Source organism: Pseudomonas sp. A125 (genome assembly GCF_055409485.1).
Genome location: NZ_JBUZVP010000039.1, coordinates 17,575 through 33,155 on the forward strand (window position 1 = coordinate 17,575; position 15,581 = coordinate 33,155).

17 protein-coding genes are annotated in these 15,581 nt (G+C 52.5%); 9 read left to right on the forward strand and 8 right to left on the reverse strand.

Annotation, left to right across the window (positions count from 1 at the left end):
• Positions 1–2: 2 nt before the first annotated feature.
• Positions 3–401 carry a lytic transglycosylase domain-containing protein gene (locus ACZRN6_RS32800; protein WP_016355619.1) on the reverse strand — a complete coding sequence of 133 codons (399 nt, stop codon included), beginning with the start codon at positions 399–401 and terminating at the stop codon, positions 3–5.
• Between the two features lie 141 nt (positions 402–542).
• Between ACZRN6_RS32800 and ACZRN6_RS32805 the strand changes: the two genes are divergently transcribed.
• From ACZRN6_RS32805 to ACZRN6_RS32845, 9 genes are all read left to right on the forward strand, one after another.
• Positions 543–3,068: a DNA topoisomerase gene (locus ACZRN6_RS32805; protein ID WP_200645971.1), complete on the forward strand. Its 2,526-nt coding sequence runs from the start codon at positions 543–545 to the stop codon at positions 3,066–3,068.
• A gap of 410 nt (positions 3,069–3,478) precedes the next feature.
• The gene (locus ACZRN6_RS32810; protein ID WP_016355622.1) at positions 3,479–3,859 is read left to right on the forward strand and encodes a hypothetical protein; all 381 of its coding nucleotides are present in this window, start codon (positions 3,479–3,481) and stop codon (positions 3,857–3,859) included.
• Positions 3,859–4,236: a hypothetical protein gene (locus tag ACZRN6_RS32815; protein WP_106118772.1), complete on the forward strand. Its 378-nt coding sequence runs from the start codon at positions 3,859–3,861 to the stop codon at positions 4,234–4,236. The genes ACZRN6_RS32810 and ACZRN6_RS32815 overlap by 1 nt, the downstream gene beginning before the upstream one ends.
• Positions 4,223–4,675 (forward strand): hypothetical protein, encoded by a 453-nt coding sequence (locus ACZRN6_RS32820; RefSeq protein ID WP_197044090.1) that lies wholly within the window; start codon positions 4,223–4,225, stop codon positions 4,673–4,675. The genes ACZRN6_RS32815 and ACZRN6_RS32820 overlap by 14 nt, the downstream gene beginning before the upstream one ends.
• Positions 4,676–4,684: 9 nt before the next feature.
• Positions 4,685–6,199, forward strand: a complete 1,515-nt coding sequence (locus ACZRN6_RS32825) for a zeta toxin family protein (RefSeq protein ID WP_106118773.1) — start codon at positions 4,685–4,687, stop codon at positions 6,197–6,199.
• Positions 6,200–6,218: 19 nt separating this feature from the next.
• The gene (locus ACZRN6_RS32830; RefSeq protein ID WP_016355626.1) at positions 6,219–6,554 is read left to right on the forward strand and encodes a hypothetical protein; all 336 of its coding nucleotides are present in this window, start codon (positions 6,219–6,221) and stop codon (positions 6,552–6,554) included.
• A gap of 19 nt (positions 6,555–6,573) precedes the next feature.
• On the forward strand, positions 6,574–6,960 hold the full coding sequence (locus tag ACZRN6_RS32835) for a hypothetical protein (RefSeq protein ID WP_106118774.1): 387 nt from the start codon (positions 6,574–6,576) through the stop codon (positions 6,958–6,960).
• A gap of 234 nt (positions 6,961–7,194) precedes the next feature.
• Positions 7,195–7,500 carry a hypothetical protein gene (locus tag ACZRN6_RS32840; RefSeq protein ID WP_004666766.1) on the forward strand — a complete coding sequence of 102 codons (306 nt, stop codon included), beginning with the start codon at positions 7,195–7,197 and terminating at the stop codon, positions 7,498–7,500.
• 173 nt (positions 7,501–7,673) lie between these two features.
• Entirely contained in the window at positions 7,674–12,608 is a 4,935-nt protein-coding gene (locus ACZRN6_RS32845; protein ID WP_233100705.1) for an Eco57I restriction-modification methylase domain-containing protein, read from the forward strand.
• Positions 12,609–12,717: 109 nt separating this feature from the next.
• Here the strand turns inward: ACZRN6_RS32845 and ACZRN6_RS32850 are convergent, their stop codons facing one another.
• From ACZRN6_RS32850 to ACZRN6_RS32880, 7 genes are all read right to left on the reverse strand, one after another.
• A complete protein-coding gene (locus ACZRN6_RS32850; protein ID WP_122433194.1) occupies positions 12,718–12,960 on the reverse strand; it encodes a hypothetical protein in 243 nt (80 codons plus the stop codon).
• A gap of 89 nt (positions 12,961–13,049) precedes the next feature.
• Positions 13,050–13,289 carry a hypothetical protein gene (locus tag ACZRN6_RS32855; RefSeq protein ID WP_106118801.1) on the reverse strand — a complete coding sequence of 80 codons (240 nt, stop codon included), beginning with the start codon at positions 13,287–13,289 and terminating at the stop codon, positions 13,050–13,052.
• A 3-nt stretch (positions 13,290–13,292) separates the two neighbouring features.
• Entirely contained in the window at positions 13,293–13,589 is a 297-nt protein-coding gene (locus tag ACZRN6_RS32860) for a DUF5440 family protein (protein ID WP_106118802.1), read from the reverse strand.
• Complete coding sequence (locus ACZRN6_RS32865) at positions 13,582–14,214, reverse strand: hypothetical protein (RefSeq protein WP_122433196.1); 633 nt, start codon at positions 14,212–14,214, stop codon at positions 13,582–13,584. The genes ACZRN6_RS32860 and ACZRN6_RS32865 overlap by 8 nt, the downstream gene beginning before the upstream one ends.
• Before the next feature lie 36 nt (positions 14,215–14,250).
• Complete coding sequence (locus tag ACZRN6_RS32870; protein ID WP_106118806.1) at positions 14,251–14,796, reverse strand: hypothetical protein; 546 nt, start codon at positions 14,794–14,796, stop codon at positions 14,251–14,253.
• A 4-nt stretch (positions 14,797–14,800) separates the two neighbouring features.
• On the reverse strand, positions 14,801–15,046 hold the full coding sequence (locus tag ACZRN6_RS32875; protein WP_146136091.1) for a hypothetical protein: 246 nt from the start codon (positions 15,044–15,046) through the stop codon (positions 14,801–14,803).
• 20 nt (positions 15,047–15,066) lie between these two features.
• Positions 15,067–15,576, reverse strand: coding sequence for a hypothetical protein (locus ACZRN6_RS32880; RefSeq protein WP_106118809.1), 510 nt, complete (start codon positions 15,574–15,576; stop codon positions 15,067–15,069).
• Positions 15,577–15,581 lie beyond the last annotated feature (5 nt).

A 15,581-nucleotide genomic window follows, 5' to 3' on the forward strand; every position in this document is an offset into this window, starting at 1 on the left:
TCCTAGAACTTGAGCGAATTGTTATAAACACGCTGGATGTACGGGTATTTGTACTTCGGAGTCCTGGAGTGGTAATGCCCAACCCCATCCCAAAAGCTGCCATTCGCCTGGTTAATCTCGTAGCGCAAAATGTATGCAGCGGCGCGAGCGGACCAGCAGAAGTTCGTCGTGATCATTTGGGGCGATACGCCGAATTCACGCTCTAATTTCTGAGCCCACACGGTGTTGATCTGGAAAGGACCGTGGTCGACCGTGCCATTTGTGTTCGGGCTCAAAGTCCCTGTACTGCCGCCCTCGGTTATCCAAAGCGCGATCATTCCCCTAAGGGGCAAACTGTAATCTCGCGCCGCTTCAACCAAACAAACCGGTACAGGCGGCTCAGCCACTGGTAATGGAATCATCGTTTCGTCCTTTCTCGATCCCTAGCAATGGGTTATAATTTTCCGTATGGTAGCCATTCTACGGAATCAAGGCAAGTTGAATCAGCCTTATGCAAATCCGCAAAAACGCTGATTTCAGCCTCGTTCAGGAAGGAGTTTTTAATGGAAAAGGTTTTGTGGATTGCCGAGAAGGAATCCCAGCTTTCTCAGGGTATTTATTCGGCCATTCCGGGCCGCACCGAAGATCAGGGGCCGGGCTGGGCACGCAGAGGCGAGCATTGGTTTATCTGGCTCGATGGCCATGCGTTTCAACAAGCTCCACCGGACCACTACCTTCCTGACGACGTGCCTTTGACAGCCGGCAAGAAAAAGGTTTGGCGGATGGCTGATCTACCTATTATCCCTGGAGCTCGGGCATGGAAGCTTTTGCCAGATCCACGAAAGAAGGCTCGTATCGCAAAGCTTAAAGAATTGTTGCAGTGGTGTGATGTTGTTCACCACCTTGGTGATTCCGACGAGGAGGGTCAGTGCCTTGTTGATGAAGCCCTCGAGTACTTCCAATTCAAGAAGCCTGTACGTCGGGTGCTGATCAACGACTACAACGCTACAAAAATCAAAGAGTCACTTGCCAACATTCGGGATAACACAGAACCTCAGTTCACCGGGTGGCGGCGCTGGGGCCTTGCTCGCAGTCGCTACGACTGGTTGCTGGGTATGAATGGCACGAGAGCGATGACCTTGCGCGGCCGTGAGGTAGGACAGCAGGGTTTGCTACCCGTTGGGAGCGTACAAACGCCTCTGCTCTATATAGCCAGGGAGCGCGACAGGCTGATCGAGGAATTCAAGCCTCACGCCTATCAAGTAGTCACCGTACAACTGAAACCAACCGAAGGTCCGGACTTTCAGGCTCGGTGGAAACCGCGGGCTGATCAATCTGGCCTGGATGATGATGGGCGTGTGGTCGACACTCAAGTCTCCAAGTCCATTGCAGAAAAGGTCAAAGGCCAGACAGGTTCTGTTACCGAAAGCGCTGTAGTCGATAAAAGCAAGAAACCTCCACTACCTCTCTCTATGAACGAGCTGCAGATGGAAGGTTTCAGCCGGTATGACTATTCCGCTCAGGAAGTCATGGAAGCGGCTCAGAAGCTGTACGACACATACAAAGTCATGACGTATCCAAGAACGGATGTCAGGCACCTTTCAGAAGCTCATCACGATGAAGCGCCTGCAGTGATAGCGGCAGTGCTGCAAATTCGTCCTGACCTGACCCAGATTGCTGACCTGCTAAACCACTCCCATAAATCGGCTGCATTCGATGACGCGAAAGTTCGCACACCGACCGGGGAGCCAACTCCGCACCACGGCATAGTGCCTTCCATTCCCGAAAAAACAGTGAACCTGGCCGAGTGGACTGAACGAGAGCGAAACGTTTACGACCTGGTTGTTCGGGCATACCTGGCTCAGTTTGCCAGCGATTACAAATATCAGGCCGCAACGCTGCACGTAGATATTGATGGTGAAGCTTTTACGGCCAGTGGTACCACCCCCGTACAATTGGGTTGGAAAGCGATCTATCAAGAGCCACCGCCATTGGATGGTACAGAGCTGGAAGAGGACAACCTTCCATCGTTGACGCTGCCAGCGCTGAGTGAGGGGGATAGCGTCTCGTGCTTGTCTTGCAGCATGGTCGACCAAATGACCACGCCGCCACCGCGATTTGACGACAACATGCTGCTTGATGCGATGAAGAACCTGCACAGGTATGTAGTCGATCCGGAGCTTCGTAAACTCCTCAAAGAAGGTGAGGGCATCGGGACAACCTCCACTCGTGCCGGGATTATTGCGGATATGAAAAAGCGAGAGCTTTTCGTATCTGCGCCGAAGGGCAAGAAAAAACTCATGACGAGCGCGCAGGCCAGAAACCTGATCGATGCTCTTCCCATGAAGGTGAAAGACCCGGCACAGGCTGGCTATTTCAAACAGTCACTGGATAAGGTCGCTAGTGGCACACTCACCCACTCTGAGTTCATGGAATATGCCGAACGATTCGTTCGGGAAGTTGTTGAGGTGGCCAAAGTCGCTGAAATGGCAGATCTTCCCCCTTCACCAGGGGAGCAAATTCCTTGCCCAAACTGCTCTGGCGAGCTACAGAACAAAGGGAAACGTACTGCTTGCAGCCAATGCAAATTTGTCCTCTGGCATGAAGCGTTCGGCAAGCTGCTTGGAGCAAAAGATATTGAAGCCTTACTTAAGAAGGGTGAGACACGACTACTTCAGAACTTAATAGGCCGTGAGAAAAAAACGAAATTCTCGGCGCGCCTGTCATTAGATCGTGCCACCGGCAAGACCAAGCCTCTCTTTGAAAATTCTGGTGCTAATACATCCAAGAGCGAGACATCCTCCAAGGAGCAAATAATACTCGCTCCGCTTAACTGCCCTCGATGCCCGGGCATTCTCGAAGCCACAGGGAAGACGCTTGAGTGTCCATCATGCAAATTCAAAATGTTTTCAGAGTTACTGGGCAGGGCTTTGAATGATGCTGAACTCAAAGCACTCCTCACAGACGGAATTACTGAAAAACTCAGTGGTTTTGTCAGCCCCAAAAACAACAGTGCTTTTTCCGCAAAACTCAAGCTCAACCGTGAAGCTTGGAAGGTTGAGTTTGAGTTTGAAAAGAGGGGTAGCTGACCGTGCCTCAGATTGAGAATGCTATTGCGCACGACCTCAGCTTGGCACCTTTTCTGGATGATTTCAGAGCATTGGTCCTTGGTCATATGAAACGCATGCCCAGTCAAGAATGGACACGGCTACGGGTCTTGTCAGTTATGGGTGGAACGGCAGGATCTGGACTCACAGCAAGCCCTGAAGAGGTATTGCGCACGTCATTCGGCAGTCCCGATCTCAGAATGTCGGACGTCATGAATGCTTTTATGGATTACGCAGAGGTCATTGGAACTATCAATGATGCTCCCGCTTACTATTTCTCTGGGCTTGGATATTACGCCTGGGGGTTGAGCCCTGAGTCATCGCCGATTCTTGATGCCTCGATCACGCACCCAAACTCACCGCCTGGTTGGTGAGAAAGAAAGGAGCAATACATGTTTATACGTTTGTTACCTCTGTTGCTTGCAATCCTTGTTGCTGGGTGCGATCAGTCGAAAAATCAGCATGAGCAGGAAGGCGTGCAACGGCAGCTGATTCAGGGAATGCACGCTGAATTTTTCAAAGTCGCTGATGGCAACAACACCTGGTTTGAGGTTGCAATTTCGGTCGACAATAGCAAAACATTCAGGATGCCGGTTTTCTTCTCTCAAAATGGAAAGCTCGTAAAAGTCACCGATTCACAGGCCCAGTCAATATTTGATAGCTGGCTTAAAGAGCGCGCTAAGAACATTGCGGCATTCGGGTCGCTTGATGAACAAAGCGGCATGAAAGATCCATTCCTCGCGCTTGATGTGAACCGTTGGGAGAAAAAATAATGTTCAACGAAGATGAGATGAAGTTTGTCCCTGCGTATTACGCCGCGAATGGTAAAGGCCAAAGCGTACCCTTCATTGTGTCGTTGATGATGGTCGATGATGAGAGCAAAGCTGCAGTACCACCCGCTGTCTCGGCGTCGATTGACAGAACGCTAAGCATCACAGGAACGGAAGGGGTGGCCTTTGCGAACATTTACAACGTCGAACCACTCGACCTGGTTGTACCGGCTCACATCGACCGGGCGATGAAGATTCTCGGCGCTCTTGTGCTGTTCCGTTGCCAGAGTCCTGAAACTGCCGAAAATCTGATGACGGTGATGAATGAAGCCTACACCCTAACCTTGGTCAAAGATAAGCAGAGCGATGCTGATGCTTAAGCAGCGGATTTGGCGTACCTGTGTGGCGATTGGCAGCTCGATCATTGGGCTTTCTTACGCAGTGCTTGCAGTTCACCACGGGTTCGACGTCCCGGGCGAGCTGGTTCACGCAGCGCTGTTTCTTGCAGCAGGGATTGCTCTGCTTTACCAAACATTCAAACGACAGCACGAGGGCTCCCAGATGCCAGGTCCATTGACCAGCCAGCAGGTTGCAGAATACGAATGCGCGATGGAAACCATCGGGAACGCACTCGCGGCACGATCACAGGCAATCCACGAGGAAAGGTCTAAGGCTGAGCCCGACCTTGAGGCCCTTGCAAAATTGCGACAGGAGCAGGCTGAGCTCGTGCTGGAACGTAGCAAAATATCCATAGATGACGTCGACACCGTACGTCGTGTAATCGCGAACTACGGCGCCCAGGTACGGGCTCAGATTTGAGGACTGGCCATGGACGATCAGAGCAAAGGTTTGAGCGTTAAGGAAGCACAGGCGGTCGTTGATCGATTCTTGGCTGACTATAATGGAAACATCCCCCTGAGAAATCTTGTCAGGGCGAACCAGGAGGATATTTATGGACCGCAAGCATCACGCGAAAAAATCGGAATCCGCATCGACGGAGCCTACCATCCAGGAAGTGGACTTATCACAATTGTCGCTTCCAATATGGGTGACGAAGGGGCCATCGTCCGAACCTTGCGCCACGAGCTCCTCGGGCATTTTGGGCTCAACACCTTCGATCCCGAAGAAAAAAGAGCGCTCCTTTCTCGCGTTCTTGAAACGCGTAACGAATCAACGCTAAGCCATATCTGGGCCTATGTTGATAAAAACTACGCTGATAAAAGCGAGCTGTTCCGTGCTGAAGAAGTCTTCGCATTTGTGGCTGAAGACGAACGCACGTTTCTGGGCCGAGCCTGGGACCGAACCCGTGCAGCTTTACAACAGGTTCTCAAGGCTACAGGCCTGATAGACGACAAGTCACTTTCCATCCATGAGCTTCGTGTCGAGGCGCTGGCCATTGCAAAAGGCATCAAATCCGGCGAAAGGCATCAGCAGACATTCCCTAAAGACGATCAATCGCAGTTCAGGCTTGAGGCCGAAGAGCATCAGCTTATTTTTGAAGACATTGCCCAGCACGCTTTGATGCTCAGCAAACCGGTGCAGCAACCAGTTGCAATCATCCTCGGGGGGCAACCCGGGGCGGGGAAAGCGGCCCTCAGCAGTTATGCCACGACTGAGCTGGGTGGCAACTCAATCAAGATTGACGCTGACGAACTGCGCAAGTATCACCCCCACCTACTCAAGCTGATGCGTGAAAATGACCGTGACGCAGCGGATCTTACGCATCGTGATGCTGCAGGCTGGGCAGTGAAACTCACGAACCTGGCCATTAAAGAGCGCAGGAACCTGGTCATCGATGGAACAATGCGCGATCCAGACAGCCTGGCAAAGCTCTGCAGCAAGCTGCAATCAGCTGGGTACCGGATCGATGCTCGTGTGTTGGCCGTTAATGACCTGGTGAGCCGTCTTAGCATTCACCATCGGTACGAGCTGCAACACGAGGCCAATGGCTTTGGGCGTTGGTCCAACCGAACCAACCACGACCTGGCGTTTGTAGGACTGCCGCTCACTGTTGATCGGCTGGAAACCGCCAATTTGGTCGACCGAATGCACGTGACGAATCGAAGCGGCACAGACATCTACGACAACACACGTATAGCGGGTGGTTGGCAGCAAACCCCCGTCCAAGGCCGAGTTCATGTAGACGCTGAGCGTTCGAGAGCCTGGACGCAGGCCGAGCGATCGTCCTTCGAACTGACCCTTGATCTTGTGCAATCCAAAATGCATCGCCGGCAAGCCAGTGAGGGGGATCTCGCGGAGCTTGCGGCTATCCGCGCGGACTACAACCGCACGCTCGCACCCAGCATTCGTACCAATCTCCCAAACCAAATCAAACCTCGATAAATCCATCAGGGGCCAAGCCATGAAACCAGACGAATTTGCTGCAAAATTAATGAAAGCTACTCCGGATCAGCTTGAAGCCTTGGATGATGCTCACTGGAGGTATATCAGTCTCATTGGGCTTGTTTCGGATGCGGTTCCCGCAGACGTGGTGGAGGCAGACCAAAAGGCATATCCGGATCTCATCAAGCGCAACGGCGCAATGACCGTATTCGACGATGCTGATTGCGAAGTCTTTATGGCGTCGGTCACCGGGCTTCCCGAAGAAATGTGTGCAGCCTGGCGGGACAAAGATTTCTACACGCTGCATGGCGAAACAGCTGATGAGATGGCAGATCGTCAGACAAAACAATCCTAATCTCTCGGGAGGATACTGAATGTCGACCCAAACTCTACCCAACCAATCAGTCACCTGGGCAGAACTCAGCTGTGTCGTTGAAGAGTTCTCTGAATGGCAGCAACGCTCTGATCGAAAATTTTCTGATGAACACACGGAGCTTTTGGCTTACCTGATGGACCAGTTGCAAGCGGAAAGCGAATCACTGATTGGCAATCCGCTCAACCATCCTGTACTCGGGCTGATCAGCCATATGAGCAGCAAAAATAATCGGATGCGTGAGCTCTTGTTTGCCTACCTTGCGATTGTGCTCTCTCAAGATCTAGAACCTGCCCGAAAGCTCATTACTGGACAGCGACTGCAGCTACATCTTCACCCGGAATATGTGGCTGCGACCTGCTGCTACGGCGCCTCTTACAACGCTTAAAATCCCACTGAATTCGCGGACGGTCATCCTCAAATGCCGGTAAGAATTGTACTCTGTTACGCATTTCGTATAATGACTATGATACGAACTAGACGGAGTACTATACGATGCGTAGGAAAAGGCCGTCCCACGATCAAGCCCAATTGGGCTTTGATTTCGCCTTTCAAGAAACCGTAGACGCCATAGAGACCCTCGAAGCCGGTCTCGACATCGATGACGACCAAGGAGAACAGCATGATCACAAATCAAACCCAACCGTTGGAAATCGCAAGCCGGGAACTGAACTCGGAGACAATCAAGGCAATTCGTCAGTCTCCGTCGTTCGGCCCACAGTCTTGGAAAATTCTGGATCGTTGGGCCTTGAACAGCCCCACGCAGTTGAAGCAACTGGAGAGCGAGGGGGAACTGACTCTGCTGGGGAAAGTGTTGGAGCAGCAACGCTTGGAACTGGAAGCACTCCACAGCCTCCCAGCGGAGCACAAAACCGGCCTGACCGAGCACGAAGTGCTGGCCCTGCAGGAAGTGAACACAGAACTTTAACACCAACCGATTACGCGATCACCGCGGCTGACTCGCTGGGTTTAGGTGGGGCAAAAGCCAAGTTTCGGGACAACGTAGAGGCGATCCAGCTACTGCAGCGACTGCGTGAGCAGAAGCGGGCAGCTGTACCAGCAGAACAGGCAATACTGGTCAAATATGTTGGATGGGGTGGGTTGCCTCAGGCGTTCGACCATCGTAATCAGGCTTGGCAGCGGGAGTACCAGGAACTGGGCGCGCTTCTCAGCCAAGATGAATTTGAGAAAGCTCGGCGCTCGACTCAAGATGCCCACTACACCTCTGCTGCTGTCATTGGGGGGATTTATGAGGGCATGCAGCGGCTTGGATTCCCGGGCGGTAAGATCTTCGAGCCAGCTGCCGGCACTGGCAACTTTATTGGCTTGATGCCCGAAGGGATTCGGAAAGAAAGCCACTTTACTGCAGTCGAGCTCGATCCTCTGACAGCGGAGATAGGTAAGCACCTTTACCCTACAGCTACCTATCTCAACCGGGGCCTGCAGGATGTTGTCGTTCCCAGCGGTTATTTTGACGCGTGCGTGGCCAACCCTCCTTTCGGCTCGCAATCACTCTACGATCCCCATCACCGCGAGTTGAGCGGGTACTCCATCCACAACTACTTTCTCGCCAAATCCCTCGACAAGCTCAAGCCAGGTGGCGTGATGGGAGTAGTCGTCAGTCGCTACTTTTTGGATGCAGCGAACGGCAGAGCTCGTGAGCACATCGCTGAACAATCCCACTTCCTTGGCGCGATTCGGTTGCCAAACACTGCTTTCAAAGAGAACGCGCTGACGGAAGTCACGACCGATATTGTGTTTTTCCAGAAAGCGATACCTGGTGAGGAAACTGACAAGCGATGGGTAAATGTCGGCGATATACGAGATCGTGAGACAGGTGCCCCCATCACCATCAACCAGTATTTCATTGAAAACCCTTGGCAGATGGCCGGTCGCATGGTCATTTCACGGAACATGCACCGAGACACCGCTGATTTGATCGGGGAGCCTGGTCGGGATCTGGCCGCTGAGATCTCCGCTCGGTTGGAAGCATTACCACGTGACGTTTACAAAGCTAATTCGTCTCCAGAATTGGTTGACGCTGCAGATGAGAAACCTGAGCTGGTACTTCCTGAGAATCTGAAAGTCGGCTCCTACTTCATCACCGAGGCTGGCCTAATAGCTCGACGCCTTCCCGACCAGTTGGCCAAGACTGATTATCAACTGATCACACCCAAAAACGAGCGTGCAGGCGACCGAATCAAGGGCATGATCGAGGTCAGGAATGCCCTACGGACTTTGATGGCAGCAGAACAATCCGAGGGCATCGAAAGCGACCTCGATCTGCACCGGACTCGACTCAACACGCTGTACGATCGGTTCATTCGAAAACATGGCCATATCAGCAGCCAGGCTAACCGTTTGGCCATGTGCGACGATCCTGAATATCCATTGTTGAATGCGCTGGAAAGCAACTACGACCGGGGCATATCAGCAGATATGGCCCGCAAGCATGATGTGGCCGCTCGTCCCCCAAAAGCTGATAAGGCATCGATTTTCAGCCGTCGCGTGATGACACCTCGTCAGGAAGTTCGGCATGTCGATTCGGCGACAGATGCCTTAGTCGTTTCCATGAACCAGGTCGGCCGTGTTGACCTGGAACGCATGGTTCGCCTTTGCGGTCGTTCCGAAGAAGACATCATTGCTGATCTGCGAGGTTTGATTTATTTCAATCCTGGAAAGGACCGATGGGAGACAGCAGACCAGTATTTAACAGGGAACGTGAAAGCTAAGCTTCGTGGTGCTATCAGGGCTGCAGAGCAAGACCCGCGCTTTTCGCATAACGTAGACGCCTTGCGCCCGGTTCAACCTGCAGACATCGATCCGGTCGACATCTCTGTCCAACTGGGTTCAACCTGGGTACCTGATACCGTCGTCGATAAATTCGTGGTTCACCTGCTTGGTGATGTGCAGAGACGCATCAGCTACCAGGCAGCGCTCGGAAAATGGATTGCTGATATTGGTCAGGGTGACAACACGACGTGTCGTGTTACCTGGGGTACTGAAGCGTACCCGGCAAACAAACTGATTGAAGCGGTACTAACCAACCGATCAATTCAAGTCAAAACCGAAGTCGGCCGAGATGATCGCGGCCAACCCATCATGCAGGTTGACGAAACTCAAACCGCCGCAGCCAACCAGAAAGCAGATGAATTGCGCCAGGCATTTGTTGACTGGATCTGGGAGGACAAAGAGCAGCGGGTGGAGCTGGCCAGGCTTTACAACGACAGGTTCAATACCAATATTCCATCGCGGTACAACGGCTCTCACCTCCAGTTACCTGGTGCATCACTCGACATCACGCTGCGTCCTCATCAGAAGGATGGGATCTGGCGGGGCATTCAAGACGGAACCGCTTTATTCGATCACGTCGTCGGCGCCGGCAAGACACTGGTGTGCGTTGGGACCGTTATGGAAAGCAAGCGGATGGGGCTTCTGAACAAGCCGATGCTTGTTGTGCCCAACCATCTGTTGCTGCAATGGAAAGACGCTATCTACTCACTTTACCCAGACGCTAATGTCCTGGTTGCTGAGAAGTCAGATTTCAAAAAGGAAAACCGCGAGCGCCTGTTTGCCCGTATCGCAACGGGTGATTGGGATGCCGTCGTAGTTGCACATAGCTCGTTCAAAAAAATCGGGATGCCTCAGGACACTCTTGAAAAATTGCTCCAGGAGCAAATTAGCGACCTGAGCAATGCAATCATCGATCTCAAGAACGACCGCGGGGATCGCATCACCATCAAGGAAATGGAGAAGGCCAAAGAGCGGATGAAGGAACGCCTGGAGAAAAAAGCCGATACAGGTGCTAAAGACCAGGCAGTGACCTTTGCAGATCTGGGTGTCGATGCGCTGGTCGTTGATGAGGCTCAAGAATTCAAGAACCTGTTCATAACCACGTCGCTGAGCCGGATTTCCGGTCTGGGGAACCTTACAGGCTCCGAAAAGGCCTTCGACCTGTTTGTTAAATGTCGGTACCTGCAGCAGAAGTACGACGGTCGAGGAGTCTTCCTTGCTACTGGTACGCCTTTGAGCAACACCATAGCTGAGCTTTATACCGTTCAGCGGTACATGCAGTATGACGAACTGAAAGAACGCGGGATCGTACACTTCGATGCCTGGGCTTCTACCTTCGGCCAAGTGGTTACCGGCTGGGAGCTGGATGCCACCGGTGTGAATTACCGACTCAATTCAAGATTTTCAAGATTCCAAAATGTCCCTGAGCTGAACACGATGTACCGAACCTTTGCGGACGTCATCACCAGGGCAGATCTGCAACAACAGGCCGCAGAACGAGGGACACGATTCCCAGTGCCTAGGGTTAAAGGCGGTCGTCCTCAAAACATCATCGTTGAACGCTCCAATGAACAAGCCCAATACATGGGTGTTCAATCCGAGGTACTGGATGATCACGGTAAGCCAATTCATCGTGCTGACGGCGGTGTTATCCGGAGCTGGAACAAGGGTTCGATCATCTACCGTATGGAACACCTTCCACGGGATCCGCGCATCGACAACCCGCTGAAGATCACCAACGATGCCAGGAAGGCGGGGCTAGATTTCCGATTGATCGATCCTGACTCTGATGACTTCATTGGCAGTAAGGTGAATGCCTGCGTGGAAAACGTACACCGCATCTGGGAGGCTTGGGATGCTCGCCAAGGCACTCAGTTGGTATTCTGCGACCTTTCCACCCCCAAAGGAAAAAAGCGACAGGAAACCGCTCCAGAAGCCTCCCTTGATGATGACGACGATGGGGAGGTCATCTCCATGGACGAAATCTTGGCTGGCAACGCATCGTTCAGCGTGTACGAGGAGATCCGTACGAAGCTCATCAACAAGGGCGTGCCGGCAGATCAGGTAAGATTCATCCATGAAGCCAATACAGACCTGCAGAAGTCGAAGCTTTTTGACGAAATGAATCGCGGTGATGTTCGGGTGCTGCTTGGCTCCACCACGAAGATGGGTGCAGGTACTAACGTACAACGCAGACTGGTTGCCCTACACCACGTCGACGCCCCTTGGCGCCCAAGCGATCTTGAACAACGTGACGGTCGAATCGAGCGTCAGGGCAACATGTTCTATGAACAGGATCCAGACGGTTTTGAGATCGAAATCCTGCGCTATGCGACCAAACAGACCTATGACAGCCGGATGTGGCAGACCATCGAATACAAGGCTGCCGGCATCGAGCAGTTCCGGAAAGGGGATGGCCTTCAGCGTGTCATTGACGACGTGGCCAGCGAAGCTGCCAACGCTGCAGAGATGAAGGCCGCTGCAACCGGTAATCCGCTTATTTTCCTCCAAGTCCAACTTGCTGCTGACTTGAAGAAAGTGGAGGCGCTGTTCTCCAACTACAAGCGAAATCAACATGCCCTGGATAGCAGGATTACCTGGCTTGAAGAAGCAGACAAAAGAGCTGACAGATCGGTCGCTCGTTGGAATGGCGAGATCGCCAAACGCGATGCCGGAACAGGTTCCAGCTTCTTGTTCAAAACGGCAGCAAAGAGCTATGGCGAGGACAACAAAGACCAGCTCCTGGGCGCAATCATGGGCAGCATGAAGGTGGCCGTCGACCGCAAGGCAGAGGACACTTTCCAGCGTGCGGCAATCATCCGTGTTGGCACCTACAGGGGATTTGAGATCGACGTCTCCTGCAACCGGAACAAGATTCAGTTCACGGTTACAGGCAACGATTCGTACGAGCCAGATAACCTGGTATATCGAACCGACGACAAATTCAGCCTGCCAGGCTTCATCAGCCGCATTGATAATTTCCTGGACCGGTTTGAAGCTTGGCGAGCTGACGCTGAAAACTCCCGGATTGGGGAGAGGGATGAGCTGGCCAAGGCCAAGATAGAAAAGGGGAAACCATTCCAGCAGCAAAGTCGCCTGGAAAACCTGAGGGATGACTCACGTGATGTGATGACAGAGCTCAAGCTGATGCAAGCTGACGACAACTACGTCTCGACGTGGACGCCGAAGTCGACAGTGCTGCAGGGGAATGCCGCACCAGAAGCTAAGAAAATGCGCGCTTAAACCCAAGCACCCCGCTCAAGGAATGAGCGGGGGTCGGCTTTTCCTACCTACTTCTGTTGTGTTCGATCAACTGGCCAACGGCACCTGGTGTAATGCTGCAATACTTCCTTCAACCCAGCACCTGATTGCTGACTGCCGATTTTTCAGCTTCAAGAGCAACAAAATGATCGATCATTTCCTGGTCGGCACCAGCCCATTCCAAGGCGTCGGACATAGCGTTGAATGCGCGCTGTCGGCTGTCCTTTTTGCTGACACGATGCAGACTATTTTCAACCTCTAGCGTCCAAACGTTGTCCGTTTCACTAACCAGTTTTGACACTGAGATACAGCCGCTTTTGGAAGCAATGAGCATTAGGATACCTGCCGATTTCACGGACGCGTACACCGCACCCTGGTACTGCAAAAGGCCCGTAAAGGGCCGGTGGTATGCAGCGGTTGTTCCTATGATCTGTTGGCTAAATTGCTGATCACGGACATTACGCAACCCATAACCATCCCCCCGGTGACGCAAACTACCAAAAGCGAAAATAGACCGATCGACCTGGGCTCGTCTAAAAAAACGAATGGGGTAAGAAGACCAATCGCGAAACCAGCTGCAATCGGCCAAACATTGCGTTTTTTTTGATCGTTTCCAGACTGATTTTCAGTTTTCAAAACCTCTTCCTCATCAATCTTTTGCATGATCTATTTCTTCAAACGCAGAGCATCAGGGGGGGGGAGGTCGCGATACAGCTGTCCATTGCTCAGCTGCAGCGTTACGCAATCGGGCACCATCGTTACGATGATGCCAGGGCCGTCGAGCTGGCCCTCGGGGATGTCCCAACCCGAAATGGTGCTGGGCGTAAGCTCATACAGCTCATCCGTCTTCAAGTCGCGCAGAACCCACGATTTGTTACCGGTCATTCCTTTATTGCTGACAACGTGAAGCTCGGTTCGCAAACCCTGTGGAAGCTGCGGCAACTGCTCAGTTTTATCACTCATTGGGTTGATCCTTCGTTAGATGCGTATCGTCGGGTTCACATAGATTATTTTCGATTGCTAACGCGATCCTCTGCACTTGCAGCGAAGCTCTGTTAAATCGGCTTGGAACCATACCAAGCATGTCGCACGCTACAGCCGTGGTGTCTTCGTAAAGTTGATGAGGACTCACTGGGATCAAATCATTGCGTATGATTCTGAAACCGTGCTTGCGAAGTTGGCGTATTGCTCGTGTTATATCCGTTGATTCAATGTCCAAGTTACGAAGATCCACTTCGCTTCCTCTGCCCTCGACTTGCTCGGCGCGCAGCTTTAAGGCTAATGCGTTGGCCGCCTGCAATGCACTGCCTAGTTTCAGCTTGGTGTCTGCTGTGATGATTTCAATGCCCGTATTTCCGACAAAATCGACCCAACCTTCTTGTAGAACCCCGTCGATTAGTCTTTTAACCAGGAAACCTGGCTCCCCCGATGCGTGCAAAGCTGTATCAATCGCGACGGGGTCTGAGCTATCTGTAAGAAATACCTTTTCACCTTCAATAACCGAAACTGTGCACCCAGCAGCAATCAAGCCTTCTGCGGCTGCGATGATGATGCTTTTCTCGACGGCTCTGCGAGCAACTAAGTCCATGGTATTTCCTCTCATTGGTGGCAGCGGATTTCTCTATTACCAAAAAGGAGTCATGGCCACGGACTCGCGACGATCAAGTGCTACTTCGTGCTTGTCATGGAAAGATCGGTACGCATCGATGTTCGTTTCGCAAAATCGCTCCAGCGCTTCAGGATCCAGGCGCGGGCTGTAGACATGCGGCGGCTGCTGATCAGCATCTAAGAACTGTAGAGTGCCGTCCTCAAACTCGTGTAGCCAGGCAACTGTCACCAGAGTTTCAACCTCTGTGGTGAATGGCCAATCCCGGGGCCCGTTAGGGTCGAATGTAAGTGATTCAAAAAACTTGATTGCCTTCAGTGCACGATCACTAAGCTGGCCTGATGCGGGAGCTGATACCAAAACGGTTTTGCCGTCCGGGTAAACCTCGAACTGGGCGTTGCAGTCCTCACAGTCTTCGGGCCTTAACGGCAGGTCGTCTTCACGAACGACACTGATCTGCGTGGCCACCGTAGCTGCACAGTTTGGACAAGCCACGTCCATGGTCTGCCCAGCAGGCCATGAGTGTTTTATTAGCAGATCTGCAGTGGTCTGAGGTCGGTTCATGAATCTACTCCACTGACCGCTCGTCATCAGGGAACTGAGCGGACAACCAACGAGCCAAATTCATAGCTTCGGTTTGCCACCGCTGACTCAGCTCCTCCACGAGCAGAAGGTTGTTGTCATCGTTGCATGCCAGAGCTTCATTGCGTGCAATCCGATATTGCTCAATGTCGAGCATGACTTTAGGTGGGAGAGCCAAGATCAGCCCCCCAGCTTCTAACTGCTTGCTTGCCAATTCCTCGATCTGTTTCATGACGGCCACCTCCATGGTTATTACTTCCAGATGTCATTCCAAAACGCAGAGTCCGTAGAGCCGGAGCTTTTGGTGTTTTGCACGGATGGACCGCTGATATTCGTGTCACCGCTGCTGATCACAGTGCCCATTCCCGTGTCGTTGACACCGGTTTGGTTGATCGTGTCAGTCACGGCACCGTTCACCTGAGTCATGACGCCATTGATTTCACCGTTGACCTGGGACACCACGCCGCGCACTTGAGAGCTAGCGATTGAGCACACCTTGTCTTTGATCATCTGCCAGATTGCCGAGAGATCAGGGAAGCTAGTCGTGCCGAATATGCCGGTGATACCACCAATGCATTTCCCCAAGATATCGGATGAGGTTTTCTCAGCTGTTTCGTTAGAGTCCGCCGCTGACTGGTCACGAGACAGACCTGCTTCGCCACCGCGCATTGCCGCTTCACCGCTGCGGCAAGTGGCTGCTTGTACGCCGATGGAGGAACACATAAGAAGCACAACCAGTAGCGTGCGAGTGAGTGGTTTCATTACAG

Bases quoted from the DNA above. Each gene is read 5' to 3' on its own strand.
- ACZRN6_RS32875 (WP_146136091.1), bottom strand. From the start codon at position 15,046: ATGAAACAGATCGAGGAATTGGCAAGCAAGCAGTTAGAAGCTGGGGGG.
- ACZRN6_RS32830 (WP_016355626.1), top strand. From the start codon at position 6,219: ATGAAACCAGACGAATTTGCTGCAAAATTAATGAAAGCTACTCCGGAT.
- ACZRN6_RS32810 (WP_016355622.1), top strand. From the start codon at position 3,479: ATGTTTATACGTTTGTTACCTCTGTTGCTTGCAATCCTTGTTGCTGGG.
- ACZRN6_RS32815 (WP_106118772.1), top strand. From the start codon at position 3,859: ATGTTCAACGAAGATGAGATGAAGTTTGTCCCTGCGTATTACGCCGCG.
- ACZRN6_RS32880 (WP_106118809.1), bottom strand. From the start codon at position 15,576: ATGAAACCACTCACTCGCACGCTACTGGTTGTGCTTCTTATGTGTTCC.
- ACZRN6_RS32840 (WP_004666766.1), top strand. From the start codon at position 7,195: ATGATCACAAATCAAACCCAACCGTTGGAAATCGCAAGCCGGGAACTG.
- ACZRN6_RS32860 (WP_106118802.1), bottom strand. From the start codon at position 13,589: ATGAGTGATAAAACTGAGCAGTTGCCGCAGCTTCCACAGGGTTTGCGA.
- ACZRN6_RS32800 (WP_016355619.1), bottom strand. From the start codon at position 401: ATGATTCCATTACCAGTGGCTGAGCCGCCTGTACCGGTTTGTTTGGTT.
- ACZRN6_RS32870 (WP_106118806.1), bottom strand. From the start codon at position 14,796: ATGAACCGACCTCAGACCACTGCAGATCTGCTAATAAAACACTCATGG.
- ACZRN6_RS32805 (WP_200645971.1), top strand. From the start codon at position 543: ATGGAAAAGGTTTTGTGGATTGCCGAGAAGGAATCCCAGCTTTCTCAG.
- ACZRN6_RS32855 (WP_106118801.1), bottom strand. From the start codon at position 13,289: ATGCAAAAGATTGATGAGGAAGAGGTTTTGAAAACTGAAAATCAGTCT.
- ACZRN6_RS32865 (WP_122433196.1), bottom strand. From the start codon at position 14,214: ATGGACTTAGTTGCTCGCAGAGCCGTCGAGAAAAGCATCATCATCGCA.
- ACZRN6_RS32825 (WP_106118773.1), top strand. From the start codon at position 4,685: ATGGACGATCAGAGCAAAGGTTTGAGCGTTAAGGAAGCACAGGCGGTC.
- ACZRN6_RS32820 (WP_197044090.1), top strand. From the start codon at position 4,223: ATGCTGATGCTTAAGCAGCGGATTTGGCGTACCTGTGTGGCGATTGGC.
- ACZRN6_RS32835 (WP_106118774.1), top strand. From the start codon at position 6,574: ATGTCGACCCAAACTCTACCCAACCAATCAGTCACCTGGGCAGAACTC.
- ACZRN6_RS32850 (WP_122433194.1), bottom strand. From the start codon at position 12,960: ATGCTCATTGCTTCCAAAAGCGGCTGTATCTCAGTGTCAAAACTGGTT.